The organism is Pseudomonas alkylphenolica, assembly GCF_004025535.1.
GTDB classification, from domain to species: Bacteria; Pseudomonadota; Gammaproteobacteria; order Pseudomonadales; family Pseudomonadaceae; genus Aquipseudomonas; species Aquipseudomonas alkylphenolica_A.
Genome location: NZ_QJRG01000047.1, coordinates 780,445 through 793,066, shown reverse-complemented (window position 1 = coordinate 793,066; position 12,622 = coordinate 780,445). Strand labels below are relative to the sequence as shown.

Here is a 12,622-nt window from a genome sequence, read left to right as displayed (position 1 = left end):
CACAAATGTTGATTCGATAATTTTTCGTGCCTCGGTACTGTGAGCCCGCACCGCCAGCAACTTGATTCCTAAGCACAACAAAAACAAAACAGGAAACATCAATGAAGCATTCCTTCTTTACAGGACGCGTCGCGTTTTTACTGTGCGCGGCCAGTGCCACCCATACCGTTTATGCCGAAGGCTTTTTTGACGACGCAAAAGTTAATCTCAACTTGCGTAACTTCTATATGAACCGCGACTTTGTCGACAACGGCCGCTCGGTTGCTGTGCCAGGGCCGACGAATCGCGGTATGGCCGAGGAATGGACGCAGAGTTTTATTCTCGACGTGAAGTCGGGCTACACCCCTGGCTTGGTCGGCTTTGGTGTCGACGCCATCGGCATGCTGGCGATCAAGCTGGACGGCGGGCGCGGCACCTACGGTACGCAGCTGCTGCCAACCCACGATGACAACCGCCCTGCCGATGACTTCGGGCGCCTGGCCGTGGCCGGCAAGGCCAGGTTTTCCAATACCGAACTTAAAATCGGTGAGTGGGCGCCGATCATTCCGCTGCTGCGATCGGATGATGCGCGCTCACTGCCGCAAACGTTCGAGGGTGGCATGATCACCTCGAAAGAAATCACCAATACCACCCTGTATGCAGGGCGCTTTACCGGCAATAGCCAGCGCAACGATGCGAGCATGCAAAAACTGTCGTTCAACAACGCCGGCACTGTTGTGCATGGGCGCAATACCATTGAATCGGATCGTTTCAACTTTGGCGGCGCCGAGTACACCTTCAACCAGCAAAACACTCTGGTTGGCGCCTGGTACGGGCAACTGGAAGACATCTATACCCAGACTTACCTGCAACTCAACCACACCCAACCGGTCACGGATAACCTGAGCCTGGGTGCCAACATCGGCTACTTCTTCGGCAATGAAGATGGCCAGGCACTTGCCGGCACGCAAGACAACAAAACCTTCTCCGGGCTGTTTTCGCTGAAAACCGGCGCCCATACCTTTTATGTCGGGCTGCAGAAAGTAGCCGGTGATGCCGGTGTGCAACGGATCAATGGCACCAGTGGCACCAGCCTTGCCAACGACAGTTTTGCCTGGAGCTATGACGGCAAGCATGAGAAGTCGTGGCAGGTGCGCTACGACTATAACTTTGCGGGCCTGGGCATTCCGGGGTTAACCATGATGAACAGGTTCATCAAGGGCACAGACGTGCACGCTGGTGCGATTACCGACGGCGAAGACCGCGGGCGGGAAACGGAAGTGGGTTATGTGGTGCAGAGTGGCGCCCTGAAGGCGTTCAACGTGCGGCTACGCCAGTCCACACTGCGGCGCGACTACGGCAACACCAACAGCTTCAACGAGACGCGGATCATCGTCCAATACCCGATCTCGATTTTTTAAACCCTTTGCTCACGCTTGCGCGCCACGAAAGCACGGCAGTACCGACTGTGGCGCGAGCGCTTGAGCATGCCAGGGAATGGCTTACTTGAGCTGCAACCGCAGGTTGTTCAGGTGCTCAAGTGCCGCTTCCTTTTCTGCGTTGTCGGGCGGGCCTTCGCTGCCCATGATCGAGGCGTATGCATCCTCGTAGACCTTCGCAACGATTTGTGCGCTCTCGGACCGTTTCAGGAAAGCCATTAGCAGGTGTTCTACTGCGTCAACTTGCGCTTGATTCAAGCTCACTACGACCTCCTGATCCGGCACCATGCCGGTACCTCCGTAATACTCCATCCCACCCACAATTGCCACTGTGCCCCCGATTCGGGGTGACATGGGTCAAGCCACCCGGGTCACCCGCCGCCGCGATACAGGTAGATGGCCACCAGGTCCACCGCCAGGGCGATCACCACGGCGGCTGTATCGACGTAGATCTCCATATCAACCATGAGCCCGCCCCCAGTGCGATCAAGTCTGGGGACCGGAGCAATATCCATTCCAGTTCTCATGCACCATCAAAGTGGGCCTGCTGCGCAGGCCATCCTGAATCAATTGACAGGCACAAGCCGCTCGCGCTGGGCCGCACTCAGATCATCGATCAATGCAATGCTCAGCGTACGGGTAGCGGCATCCGCCACAGGCTTGCCCATGTCTGCCGAGGCCTGCTCAGGCAACTTGTACATCGCCCCCGTGAGCGGGTCGACGATCAACATACCGATCAGCCCACCGATCAGGATGTTGCCCCAATACCAGCCGCTCAGGCTGGAATCGAGTTCGATTTTTTTATCGGGATACCCTTCCTTCTTGAAGTGCAGGGTATACGTCTGGCCAGAGAAGTAGCCCTTGCCCGACTTCAGGGTAACGGTGCTTGGCGTGTTCCCCGAGTGCACCAGTTCGCCATTTTTATCGGTGATTTCAAACGAAGCGCCTGTCGGTGCGCTCGATACAGAAACGGGATAACGCGACTCGCCAACGATGCTGGCACAGCCCTGGATTCCTACACATGCTGCAACTGCTACCGCTCCAACCATCTTCCGAAACGTCATCACTACCGCTCCATAGCGCCTTCATTGGCCTGGCCGGGCATCGGCCGGCAGCGATTCTACCCAAGCAATGTCAAAACGCCACTACTATTTCGCACTTCACGAAAATACGTAATAACGCCCACACGCAGGTAGCGATTCGGGTCGCACGAAAGTGAGTTCGAGATTCTCGATCTGGATGGAGTGCAAGCTAGGAGCGGACTTTTTGTTGCCCTGTCATGCACCTGTCACAGCGCTGGCGGACTATGATCAAGCCAAAGGGACTTGGCCCCATCTGCAAAAACACCCGCCAAGTGCGGGTGTTTTCATTTAGATTCGCTCACGTCACCCAAACAATCCCTCGCCACCTGGCGAAGCTTGTCGCCGGACAGAAAGCTGCCTTTGTAAAACGTCGCGCGGCTGCCCTCTTTGTACTCAACCACCTCCAGCACCTCATCAGACGCCACGGCGCTGGGCGCAATGATCCGGTAGCCCTTGCTGATGGATTTTTGCGTGGTTTGCGGGGCGATGGCCTGCCACCTCGGCAGCACGCACGCGGCGTACTCCTCAGGGGTTTTGGCCGTTTCCTTGCTGCCGGTGGGGTTGCCAGGTGTGGCGCACGCGGCGAGGGCTGCGGCCAAGGTAGAACAGAGCAGAATCCGGTAGTTAGGCATAGAGAATTGACCGATGTGGACTGAGCTGATGTTAGCAATCATCACCAACGCGCACTATTCAACCAAAGCAGGCAACCCAGCGCTTGGCAAACGCTACTTGATGCACTTTTCAGTCAAGGCGATAACCGTTGTCATGTAGTCCGCGCCGTAGCGGTTGATAATATATTTACAGGTATTGGCATTATTCATACCGGCGTCGCAATCTATCGGCGACTGATCACCTTCCTGAATATATTTGACCCTGACCTCACTGCTGATGGCGACCGCCTCTTTGAACGCGTCATAGGCACTGCTTTGCGCCTGCGCCAGCATCGTGTTCATTTCCAGCAAAAAGTTTTTCTTGCCGACCTTATCCACTTCAGCATAGAGCTGGGGCAAAGTCATGCCGTAGACCTTGTCAAACGCCTTTTTCAGCTTTACCGAGTCGAACTTCGGCATATCCAGCACACCGAACCCTGGCGCTGTGCTTTTGCAGTCGGCGTTTTTGATGCGCTCTGTAGGGTAGTCCGCCAGAATATGGTTGGATAATTTGGCGATCAGTATGCGTTTTTGCTCATCCTCCTCGGCGTACATTTTCTCGCGGGCAGCACGTTCTGCATCTGCCTGCTCGTCGGCCCGTTGCTGCATATAGTCGCCTGCAGAGGTTATTGCGCTTTCGATCGCCATACTGGAAGGGGCGCCGTAAGTGCGCTCGATACGCTGGCCTGTTTGTGCGCTTTGAATATGTTCCTTCGACAACTGCATCTGCCGTAGTGCTTTGGTGCAGTCACTGGGCACCAGCTCGTCCCACACCTGAATGCCATTGACTACGCCACAGTAAACCGCCGAGAAGGCGTTTGTACTTAGCAGCGGGATTGCAGTAGCGAGCAGCAGACCGAAGGCTTTTTTGACCATTCTCATCACTCACATGAAAGGCGTGGACCCTTCGTCTGATCATAGTCAGTTTTTCTGGCGCCAGGCCGGGAGTGCCTCTGCGTTACTGCCTAGGCGCGCATGTGCGGCTGCAGCGTTGCCTCCATCGACACGAACCTTCGGGCCTGGGCAACGCCCCATGCCAGCGCCTGGGTTACGGTTTCAGGCCGTGTGTCATAGGCAATTTCAAAGACGCCGACGCCATCGGGTGAATACACACCAATGAACAGCTGAGTGACACCCGCAGAGGAGCGTCGAGCTTTAACTTCGATCATGCTGCCGCCGTCAGCCGTTTCTTCATGGGTGATGTAATCGAGCTCCGGATCATCCCAATCACAGTACATTCTGCCTCTGATTCTCATTATCGGCCTCCTCTTATTTGCATTGAGTAAGGCACACGGCCGGGGGAACGGCCACACCGCTCCTCCGGTTCTTTGAACCACTTCGAAATCTGCATATGAAAATTGGGCGCTACAGCCGGGCCTATTGATGATCAGGACCCTGCGGGTGCAGGTTGATTGCACCAATCAAGGGCAACAGCGATACAGACCAGCACGATGGCCAGCGTGTACGCAAACAGGCCGAGGTTGATCCCCAGGATCCCACAGCACTGCAGCGTGGGGCTGATGGGTGATCCAGATGCAAAGAAAAAATGATCAGATTGATTCTAAAGCCATTGCGGTACTAGCCGATAAAGCATGCAGCCTTATCGAATAGCCAGGAAATAAAGCATGATCGGCGCCGTTTTCGGAATTCTGGTTGTATCAGCGATGATACATTTCTGCATCAGTTGGGCAGGAAAGAAGCTTCCCCAACTAGTGCATTTTATCGAGGACTTCAGCGGCACAATACTCATAGCCTGCGTCCTTTCGTGGACTCATCACATGGAGACCACAGACCGCAACAGGCCGAGCATGTTCTTTGCGTACGCCGCCCTGTACTTCTTTTTTGTATTTGTCTCGAAGCTTTCTGGAAATACATTCTATGACGAGGTCCCTCCCAGAAAGAACAAAGTCTCGTTACGAGCAGAGTTCGGTATATTTTTCTGCTCAATTCTCTTATTAAGAATCGTAAGCGCCGTACTTGGCGTTTCATCTGAAGGCACCGGCTCACCGATCTATCTGCTATTGATCATACCTACTTACTATCTATTGGAAAAAGCGTTCATCAAACACAAACAGGTTAATGGATCAAATGCTCCAAAAACCGGGCAGCCGTCAAACAAGCGTTAAAACCGGCCCTGCACCGGGCCGGTTGCCGTACTGACCTTACGGCGAAGCAGGCATGCCAAACGCCAGATCTTCTATCAGCGCCTTGGCCATCCCAACCAGGTAGTGTGCGGCCCAAGCGGACGTACCGTCCTGCTCGATGCCGGCTTGCAGGGTCAACTTGTGCGCACAGCCCATCAGCACTGACGCCTGCTCCAGCGCATAACCCGCACTGTGCCCGGCCTCAACCCGAAACAACCGCACCGCACCCGCCCCGCCCTCGCCTTCACCGAAGGTGCCGACGCCAGACGTCTTAAACCCTGAAACACCACCCAACCGAAAATCCTCACCCATCCCAACCTCCCGGCCACCACAACAACTACGGCCGCCTCCAATCCTGTAGGAGCGGATTCATCCGCGATCGAGCACACAGCCATCGCCGAACGCTTACTCACGAACAACCCGCCATAACTTTCCACCGAATCAGTGCAACGCCTGCACCTTACTCAACGCCACCTCCACCAACGCCCGCGCATTGTCGATTTCATGCATCGTCGACATGGTCAGCACCTGGCCTGAGGAGGAGGAATGAAGCAGCACGGTCTGCTGTGCCACGGTCATGGCGCAGACCAGGTATTCGGAGATCTGGATGAGGATGTCTTCGAGGGATTGGTTGGGGTTGTGCGGTGGGTCTGGGACGATTTTTAACATAGCGAGCTCCTTTGCTTTAGGGAGCCACCACACACCTGCTGTCAAACAAAAGGTGGCGGCCATACATGGGTTGACAGACCGAGAAAGCAAAGGAAACCCGGCGCACACGAAGGTGCCCCATGTACAGCCGCCATAACGCGAGCACATGCGGAGTTAGCTTTGAATTCGGCCTGTCACAACCGGTCGCTGCATTAGCAACGACTGGGGGAGACTAGAGCGCTATCGGAAGCACCGCAATGGCTTGAAAGCCGCGGGATTATGATTCGGAAATGGACTACAGGGTATCGGGAAATTCTGATGATTCTGTCTGTCTCGAGTTGCAAATCCATCGATGACTAGGACTAAAAAGTAATACTGCGCGCGAATACCGGTAGCCAACCTCCAGCCCGATATCTATGAGTTAGGAGCGAAGCTGACATTCAGCATTGATGGGCACGCATCAATATCCAGTAGGAATTTTCCTCATTTTTGGTAGGCTTTTTGCCACCATTCGAGAGGAAATGAAATGCCCGTCGTCATCGTTGAAAACGACACATCGCAGTGGGAGGACGAAACAGGTGCTGTCTACCATTTCCCCAAGCGTTACCAAACCTGGCTCACTCAGGGAACCGAAGTGATCTACTACAACGGCCGGATTAAGGACAAAGCCTTTGCTTCCGCCCGTCTTAGCGACAAGCCACATTATTTTGGCATGGCGCGCATCGGCAAGGTCTACGCGGACAGCAGGAGTGATAAGGGGCACTTTTTTGCACTGATCGAGAATTTCATTCCGTTTGAAAGTGCTGTTCCGTTGAAAATTGACGGAGCCTATCTGGAGACTATCCCGGCCACCCGAGTGAGTAACTATTGGCGCGACGGGGTTCGGCCCATCTCTCAGAACGATTACGATGTAATCCTAAGCCACGCAAAACTCCTGCCTTCGCAAGCTGACGCGGTTGTGCCGAAGACCGAAGACGATCCATGGATCTTTGAGTCAGCCAATGAGGGCAGCAAGACAAGCTACTTTGGTACCCGTTACGAACGCCGGAAAGATTTAAGGGTGAAGGCCATCGCTATCCACGGGCTTGACTGCAAGGCATGTGGGTTTAATTTTGAAGAGGCTTACGGCGCTCACGCGAAAGGCTTCATTCACGTTCACCATGTGGTACCGATTTCGGACCTTGGGGAAGAGAAAACCGTGAATCCAGAGACTGACCTTGTGACGTTGTGCGCCAACTGTCACGGAATGGTCCATCGCAAGCGGGATATGACCCTAAGCGTTGATGAGTTGAAAGGAATGTTGCGTGGTCGGTGGGTAATCGAACCTTAGTTACCTGCGGAACAGATTTTGACTTGTGGCCTGCATGTATGTGCTTTGAACACATATTTGACCGGGTTTACAGCTGGTGGAGAATGTCCACCCACATTGGCGTACGATATCGCCCGCAATAGCAGCGACAGGAACCTTAGGGAAACCAATATTGAACAAATGTAAGACGGCGGTTCAAATCCCCCCGGCACATCGACGCACATTGATAAGCACACGCCTAAGCCGTTCATAAAGGCTCGTCATAGCGAATCTCTGGCTGGAGAAAAACCCACACCCTGTGCTTGGTCACAAGAACGGCAGCATCCTCAGCCACTATTCCGGCGCTGAGCCAGACAAGCCGATTGCAGCACATGCTTACTACTAAGGACTCGCGCGAGGCGGTATTGAGGACGGATATCGGAAGACATCCCGAAAAATCCCCCAAACCCAGAAACAACAAAGCCACCCGAAGGTGGCTTAGTCGTTCTAAATAATGGTCGGGACGGAGTGATTCGAACACTCGACCCCTTGCACCCCATGCAAGCAGGGCCGCAGGACACACAGGTTTTTCGAGCCATTCAACAGGGCGCTCGCTGCAACGATGCCCAACGAAGCCGGACCGAGAATTACAGATCCCCGCAAAAATCCCTGAGCCGCAGAAACGATCCCTGCGCTTCCTGCCTCCGGCGTTCTGCCGACCGATTCCCTTCCTTTATATAGCACCCCACTGCACCCTCCTCCGCCCGGAACCATCTGCGGCGTTCTGCAAGCCGGTCATTCAATTGCACGACACCTTCCACAACTGATCGAGCCTGGTGGTGAAGCTCTGGCTCATCATCTCGCGACGCATCCCCCAATCGGGGTTCACCGGCACGCTCGCAGCCCGCAGCGTTCCCCTGCCCCATCGTTCGTTGATCTGGTCCAGCACTGCCATCACCCTCGTAGCCTCGGCAGGCTGCGCTGCGGCAAACAGGTCGTCGGTGTATTCGCCGCGCTGGCAAAGGTTGAGCAGCAGCACCTCGGCCTTGCTGTAGTTGAAGCCCGGCCGAAACACCCGGTCGAGCGCATCGACCGCGGCCTTCGTCAGCAGCCGCACATCATCGGTCGGGTACGGCAGGTCAACAATCACTCCGTTGGCATACTTGGCTTCGTCCGGGTTGAACATGCCCGTACGGATACTTACCCGCAGCTTCTTGCACACCGAGCCCTGGGCCCGCAGCTTCTCCGATGCACGCATCATGTAGGTGGCCACCGCTTCCTTTATCGGGGGCAGCTCCTGGAGGCGCTTGCCGAACATGCGGCTGCAGCAAATCTCCTGCTTCGGCGGGTTCGGCTCATCCAGCTCAAGACAAGGTGTGCCGGCCAGCTCCCGGGCGGTCTTCTCGACCACAACGCTGAACTTCTTCCGCAGCGTCCAGGGATCAGTCTTGGCCAGGTCCATTGCCGTTTTGATGCCCATGCCTTCAAAGTGCGCGCTCATCCGCCGACCGACGCCCCAGACTTCCGACACCGCCGTGTTGCGCAGTACCCAGTCGCGCTTGAAAGGATCGCAGATGTTGACCACCCCGCCGGTCTGCGCCTGCAGCCGCTTGGCAGTATGGTTCGCCAGCTTGGCCAGGGTCTTGGTCCCTGCAATGCCCACACCAACTGGGATGCCCGTGCAGCGCAGCACCTGGCTACGAATCCGGCGCCCCAGCTCGTCTAATCCGTCTATGCCGGTCAGATCAGCGAAGGCTTCGTCGATGCTGTAGACCTCAACGCCTGGGACCAGCGACTCGATCAGACTCATGACCCGCTCGCTCATGTCTCCATACAGTGCATAGTTGGACGAGAACGCGACGATGCCGTGCTGGTTCAGCTTCTGCTTGATCTGGAAATACGGCTCGCCCATTTTCACGAACGGCTTCGCGTCGTAGCTCCTGGCGATGACACAGCCATCATTGTTCGACAGGACCACGATCGGGACCTTGGCCAGGTCGGGCCGGAACACCCGCTCGCAGGAGGCATAGAACGAGTTGCAGTCGATCAGCGCGAAGACTGGCGGCTTAGACATGGCTGCGCACGCTGCCGGTGATTACTCCCCAAATGGAAAGCTCATCCCCTTCAAGCACGTATCTGGGTGGATACTTCGGGTTCTCCGACAACAGGATGACGTCTTTGCCGCGAATGCAAAGCCGCTTGCACACAGGGTCGTTATTCAGCAATGCCACCACAATGTGGCCGTGTGCGGGCTCAATTGAGCGATCGACAATCGCCAGATCACCCTCAAAAATGCCGGCGCCCTGCATGCTCTCGCCGGTGATAGACACCAGGTAGACGTGCGGAGCCCGGATGTTCAGGACCTCATCCAGCGATATGTGGGCCTCAATGTGGTCCGCTGCCGGTGAGGGAAACCCCGCCGGCACATGGAACAAGCACAAGGGTACCTTCAGGCCGCCCTCTGCCACGGGACCGATGATGGAATAGCTCATGACGCACGACTTCCTATACTGTACGAATGTACAGTTAATATTCTGAAAGCCTTGCGGTCAATTTGTTGGTGAGAAATTTCTGACAGGTGGGCAGGACAAATGCGTGGAATTTAAAGGCAGTACACGCCACCCACGACTTTGTAGACGCCCATGCCCTATCCACAGGCAAATAGCGTCGGCGCCCCGACGCTAGAGCGTTACAACGTAGCACTGCCGACCCGGTTAACTTTGCTACGCCTGGAGAATAATGTGCTTCATTCCGACTTTGTACGCAGGGGGGGGCGGCGGCGGCGCTGGGACAAAGATCCTGCGGTACCGATCATCGCCCGTGCGCTACGTCGCCGAGGCCAGCCGAGCGTAATCGTTGACTACTGTCTCGTGCTTTTTCAAATGATGTCGAAGTGGATGCTGCATGGACAACGTAGTAGCATACAGCCATCAAAACTGTTGTATGAGGAGCGGAAATGAAGCTGCAGTTTCGGGGATGGAATCGAGAAGTAACCGTGCATCAGCATGACGTCGCAAAAGTAGTAAGAAAGGGCGGGCTGTATCATGAACAAAAAGGGGTTGTGGAATGGCACGGCCCCATGAGCGCAAGCGGAAAAGTTGAAAAGCTTTCTCTCAACGGAGCATTCCTCGTGGACTTCACCTTCGAGGAAGAAGAGCTGAGAAATTGGCTTAAGGCTTTAGTAGAAGCTGACCCAGCCGCAGCCCTGCGACTGAGCTCTGAAGCGCAAGCTGCAGCCATCATTGCCTTGAGCACAGCCACAGTCAAAGCTGTCTCATAACACTTGGATACAGACAGTGATGGGCCAAGAGGCTTCATCACTGACACGCCACATTAGCAGCAATGAGCTGTTTCTCGTAGCCGATCCGCTGTCGACGCTCAGCCAGCAACACTCGCACCTTCACCTCTAGGCTGTCGCCCTTCTGCAATCCGACGGCGGCCCACGGAGGAACCTCGACATCCGGCGCCCGGCACGGCACCTGCACTGGCACCTCGACACGTACAGTGCGGGTCTCGGGCTCAACCTGGCCGGCACACCCGGCGAGCACCAGGACAGCTATTAAAAGCACGCGCCTCATAGGCCAAGCTCCTGATCAATGATCGCGGTGGCTGCGGCGCACTGGTCGCCGCCGGTTCTCTCCTGCTGCAGGCGATTTGCCGCGGCGAAGTCATCCTGTGCACGGGCAGCGGCTTCCTTCAGCGCCTGCTCTGCCCTGGCCTGGCGCTCGTTTCCGGCCAGTACCAGTTCACCGAGTTTGAGGCCTTGCTCAGTGGCGAGTGACTCGAGGTTGCCCCGGGCGCCCTTGCAGCTGGCCAGTTGAGCATTGGCGTCGTCGAGTTTCGGCCGGTAGTGCTTCTCCGCCTGCCATACGCCGAGGGCCGCTCCCATCCCGATAAGCAGCAGAGCCGCGAGCAGATACACCAGCGCCCGGCCGCCACCGGCAGACACCGGGATCACGCCAGCACCTTCAGCGCACGGTCGTACAGCGCTTTGCGCTCAGCCGCACCGTGCGGCACCCGGCCGGGCTTGCCGGTGTTGATCACGCTGCCGATGTCCTGGAAGCGACCAGCATCAGCCAGTTCGCTTAGGCCGTGCTTCGCCCACCACCAGGCGGCCGACATCGCAGCATGCTCAGGCTGCTCGAGCAGCTGCGGCTGGTCTTCCAGCGGCAGGTCCAGGCCCGCGCCGGCGGCGGCATAGTTTGCCCGGCCGGTGACCTGCAGCACGCCGCGCCCACGGAATCGCCAGCCATCACCAGGGCGAGTGTTTCCCATGCGCCCGCTGTAGACGATGCTGGCGATCTTCTCCGGCTGCCGAGCGCAGGCGGCCGCCGACTCTGCGGTGAACCGGCTGGGCCAGGTGCGAACCAACGCATCGGCACTGTAGTTCAGGTTCTCCACCAGGTTGCGCAGCTGGCCGGACTCGTGACCGACCTGTGCCAGGAAAGCAGCCACGCGCACCGGGCTGTCGATTTTGTAGCGCGCCATGGCCCGGTTCAGCGCAGGCAAAAAAATACCCGCAACAGGGCGGGCATTGGGGAGGATCTGCAGCAACTGCTGCTCGATCAAAGGTGGCATGTGATTCTCCAGGCAAAAAAATACCCGCCAAAAGGCGGGTAGATTTAATAAGTTCGAATTACTGCTTTTCGACTGCCTTGTACAGCCTGAAAAGGCGTTCCGCGTACAGTCGATGACCTACGTCATTGGGGTGCCATTTGACCCCTTCCGACTTGCCCCAGCCGCTCGCCTCGGGCAGCGAAGCGAAATCCTTGACCGACAGATACTGCAGACTTTCTTCAATCGCCACGTTGTACATGACCCGATCGACATCCGCCGATTCGTCGGCATATTCACCCTTGTCATTCAAGCCGGCGAGAGACCACGGGCCAACAGCAATGACCTTTGGCTTGCTCTTCATGGCCCGCACAGACCGGATGAGAGTCGCGTACTGCCGGTGGAATGTCAGAGGATCAATAGTAGCGTTGTCGTGCTCGCCGAGCTGAATCACCACAAGATTGGGGTTTGTATCCGCAACCATTGGCAGTCCAGAAATACGGTCAGGGACCGATCCGCCACCACCATAGGTGTGGAAGCACTTCACAACCCATTGCTTGCGGTCCTGGCTGATCAACTTGGTGAGCAGGCTGGCGTAATCGGTTTTCGAGCTTGACGCCCCCATACCGGAAACGTGTGTCCAACCGAGCTCTTTGATTGTGGCCTCGTTAACCGCATGCCTGGTGATGCTGTCACCAATGAAAAGGACCCGGTAGGTCTTTTCGGATGACGCCGGGCAGACTGCATGTTTGTCGAGTTGCGACTGGTCAGCAAAGCTTGAAGCGGCAAAAAACATCAGCGCGAAGAGTAAGCGCGAAACTTGCATCTAAATCTCCTT

The 12,622-nt window shown here is 56.3% G+C and carries 17 protein-coding genes; 4 read left to right on the top strand and 13 right to left on the bottom strand.

Annotated elements, in window-relative coordinates:
- Positions 1–101: 101 nt before the first annotated feature.
- Positions 102–1,400 (top strand): OprD family porin, encoded by a 1,299-nt coding sequence (locus tag DM813_RS19185; RefSeq protein ID WP_128324942.1) that lies wholly within the window; start codon positions 102–104, stop codon positions 1,398–1,400.
- 81 nt (positions 1,401–1,481) lie between these two features.
- Here DM813_RS19185 and DM813_RS19180 read toward each other — a convergent pair whose 3' ends face one another.
- The 5 genes from DM813_RS19180 to DM813_RS19160 form a co-directional block, all read right to left on the bottom strand.
- The gene (locus DM813_RS19180) at positions 1,482–1,706 is read right to left on the bottom strand and encodes a hypothetical protein (protein ID WP_128324941.1); all 225 of its coding nucleotides are present in this window, start codon (positions 1,704–1,706) and stop codon (positions 1,482–1,484) included.
- A 278-nt stretch (positions 1,707–1,984) separates the two neighbouring features.
- Positions 1,985–2,482, bottom strand: a complete 498-nt coding sequence (locus tag DM813_RS19175) for a hypothetical protein (RefSeq protein ID WP_206617404.1) — start codon at positions 2,480–2,482, stop codon at positions 1,985–1,987.
- Positions 2,483–2,784: 302 nt separating this feature from the next.
- Complete coding sequence (locus DM813_RS19170) at positions 2,785–3,162, bottom strand: hypothetical protein (protein WP_431311998.1); 378 nt, start codon at positions 3,160–3,162, stop codon at positions 2,785–2,787.
- A gap of 63 nt (positions 3,163–3,225) precedes the next feature.
- Positions 3,226–4,026: a hypothetical protein gene (locus tag DM813_RS19165; protein ID WP_128324940.1), complete on the bottom strand. Its 801-nt coding sequence runs from the start codon at positions 4,024–4,026 to the stop codon at positions 3,226–3,228.
- An 89-nt stretch (positions 4,027–4,115) separates the two neighbouring features.
- Positions 4,116–4,406: a hypothetical protein gene (locus DM813_RS19160; RefSeq protein WP_128324939.1), complete on the bottom strand. Its 291-nt coding sequence runs from the start codon at positions 4,404–4,406 to the stop codon at positions 4,116–4,118.
- Between the two features lie 369 nt (positions 4,407–4,775).
- On the opposite strand from DM813_RS19160, the gene DM813_RS19155 reads away from it, so the two are divergent.
- Positions 4,776–5,276: a hypothetical protein gene (locus DM813_RS19155; RefSeq protein ID WP_128324938.1), complete on the top strand. Its 501-nt coding sequence runs from the start codon at positions 4,776–4,778 to the stop codon at positions 5,274–5,276.
- A gap of 36 nt (positions 5,277–5,312) precedes the next feature.
- On the opposite strand, the gene DM813_RS19150 is transcribed toward DM813_RS19155, so the two are convergent.
- Positions 5,313–5,606 carry a DUF3077 domain-containing protein gene (locus DM813_RS19150; protein ID WP_128324937.1) on the bottom strand — a complete coding sequence of 98 codons (294 nt, stop codon included), beginning with the start codon at positions 5,604–5,606 and terminating at the stop codon, positions 5,313–5,315.
- A 129-nt stretch (positions 5,607–5,735) separates the two neighbouring features.
- A complete protein-coding gene (locus tag DM813_RS19145) occupies positions 5,736–5,963 on the bottom strand; it encodes a hypothetical protein (RefSeq protein WP_128324936.1) in 228 nt (75 codons plus the stop codon).
- A gap of 505 nt (positions 5,964–6,468) precedes the next feature.
- On the opposite strand from DM813_RS19145, the gene DM813_RS19140 reads away from it, so the two are divergent.
- Complete coding sequence (locus tag DM813_RS19140) at positions 6,469–7,272, top strand: HNH endonuclease (protein WP_128324935.1); 804 nt, start codon at positions 6,469–6,471, stop codon at positions 7,270–7,272.
- 757 nt (positions 7,273–8,029) lie between these two features.
- Here DM813_RS19140 and umuC read toward each other — a convergent pair.
- Complete coding sequence (gene umuC / locus DM813_RS19135) at positions 8,030–9,304, bottom strand: translesion error-prone DNA polymerase V subunit UmuC (RefSeq protein WP_128324934.1); 1,275 nt, start codon at positions 9,302–9,304, stop codon at positions 8,030–8,032.
- The gene (locus DM813_RS19130) at positions 9,297–9,722 is read right to left on the bottom strand and encodes a LexA family protein (protein WP_128324933.1); all 426 of its coding nucleotides are present in this window, start codon (positions 9,720–9,722) and stop codon (positions 9,297–9,299) included. Before DM813_RS19130 ends, umuC begins: the two co-directional genes overlap by 8 nt.
- A gap of 464 nt (positions 9,723–10,186) precedes the next feature.
- Here DM813_RS19130 and DM813_RS19125 point away from each other — a divergent pair, with 464 nt between their 5' ends.
- Positions 10,187–10,510, top strand: a complete 324-nt coding sequence (locus tag DM813_RS19125) for a hypothetical protein (protein WP_128324932.1) — start codon at positions 10,187–10,189, stop codon at positions 10,508–10,510.
- Between the two features lie 37 nt (positions 10,511–10,547).
- On the opposite strand, the gene DM813_RS19120 is transcribed toward DM813_RS19125, so the two are convergent.
- From DM813_RS19120 to DM813_RS19105, 4 genes are all read right to left on the bottom strand, one after another.
- On the bottom strand, positions 10,548–10,808 hold the full coding sequence (locus tag DM813_RS19120) for a hypothetical protein (RefSeq protein WP_128324931.1): 261 nt from the start codon (positions 10,806–10,808) through the stop codon (positions 10,548–10,550).
- Positions 10,805–11,119: a hypothetical protein gene (locus DM813_RS19115; protein WP_128325259.1), complete on the bottom strand. Its 315-nt coding sequence runs from the start codon at positions 11,117–11,119 to the stop codon at positions 10,805–10,807. Before DM813_RS19115 ends, DM813_RS19120 begins: the two co-directional genes overlap by 4 nt.
- 65 nt (positions 11,120–11,184) lie before the next feature.
- Positions 11,185–11,808 carry a glycoside hydrolase family 19 protein gene (locus DM813_RS19110; RefSeq protein WP_128324930.1) on the bottom strand — a complete coding sequence of 208 codons (624 nt, stop codon included), beginning with the start codon at positions 11,806–11,808 and terminating at the stop codon, positions 11,185–11,187.
- Between the two features lie 58 nt (positions 11,809–11,866).
- Positions 11,867–12,610, bottom strand: coding sequence for an SGNH/GDSL hydrolase family protein (locus DM813_RS19105; protein WP_128324929.1), 744 nt, complete (start codon positions 12,608–12,610; stop codon positions 11,867–11,869).
- Positions 12,611–12,622 lie beyond the last annotated feature (12 nt).

Bases quoted from the DNA above. Each gene is read 5' to 3' on its own strand.
- DM813_RS19185 (WP_128324942.1), top strand. From the start codon at position 102: ATGAAGCATTCCTTCTTTACAGGACGCGTCGCGTTTTTACTGTGCGCG.
- DM813_RS19180 (WP_128324941.1), bottom strand. From the start codon at position 1,706: ATGGTGCCGGATCAGGAGGTCGTAGTGAGCTTGAATCAAGCGCAAGTT.
- DM813_RS19175 (WP_206617404.1), bottom strand. From the start codon at position 2,482: ATGACGTTTCGGAAGATGGTTGGAGCGGTAGCAGTTGCAGCATGTGTA.
- DM813_RS19165 (WP_128324940.1), bottom strand. From the start codon at position 4,026: ATGGTCAAAAAAGCCTTCGGTCTGCTGCTCGCTACTGCAATCCCGCTG.
- DM813_RS19160 (WP_128324939.1), bottom strand. From the start codon at position 4,406: ATGAGAATCAGAGGCAGAATGTACTGTGATTGGGATGATCCGGAGCTC.
- DM813_RS19155 (WP_128324938.1), top strand. From the start codon at position 4,776: ATGATCGGCGCCGTTTTCGGAATTCTGGTTGTATCAGCGATGATACAT.
- DM813_RS19150 (WP_128324937.1), bottom strand. From the start codon at position 5,606: ATGGGTGAGGATTTTCGGTTGGGTGGTGTTTCAGGGTTTAAGACGTCT.
- DM813_RS19145 (WP_128324936.1), bottom strand. From the start codon at position 5,963: ATGTTAAAAATCGTCCCAGACCCACCGCACAACCCCAACCAATCCCTC.
- DM813_RS19140 (WP_128324935.1), top strand. From the start codon at position 6,469: ATGCCCGTCGTCATCGTTGAAAACGACACATCGCAGTGGGAGGACGAA.
- umuC (WP_128324934.1), bottom strand. From the start codon at position 9,304: ATGTCTAAGCCGCCAGTCTTCGCGCTGATCGACTGCAACTCGTTCTAT.
- DM813_RS19130 (WP_128324933.1), bottom strand. From the start codon at position 9,722: ATGAGCTATTCCATCATCGGTCCCGTGGCAGAGGGCGGCCTGAAGGTA.
- DM813_RS19125 (WP_128324932.1), top strand. From the start codon at position 10,187: ATGAAGCTGCAGTTTCGGGGATGGAATCGAGAAGTAACCGTGCATCAG.
- DM813_RS19120 (WP_128324931.1), bottom strand. From the start codon at position 10,808: ATGAGGCGCGTGCTTTTAATAGCTGTCCTGGTGCTCGCCGGGTGTGCC.
- DM813_RS19115 (WP_128325259.1), bottom strand. From the start codon at position 11,119: ATGGGAGCGGCCCTCGGCGTATGGCAGGCGGAGAAGCACTACCGGCCG.
- DM813_RS19110 (WP_128324930.1), bottom strand. From the start codon at position 11,808: ATGCCACCTTTGATCGAGCAGCAGTTGCTGCAGATCCTCCCCAATGCC.
- DM813_RS19105 (WP_128324929.1), bottom strand. From the start codon at position 12,610: ATGCAAGTTTCGCGCTTACTCTTCGCGCTGATGTTTTTTGCCGCTTCA.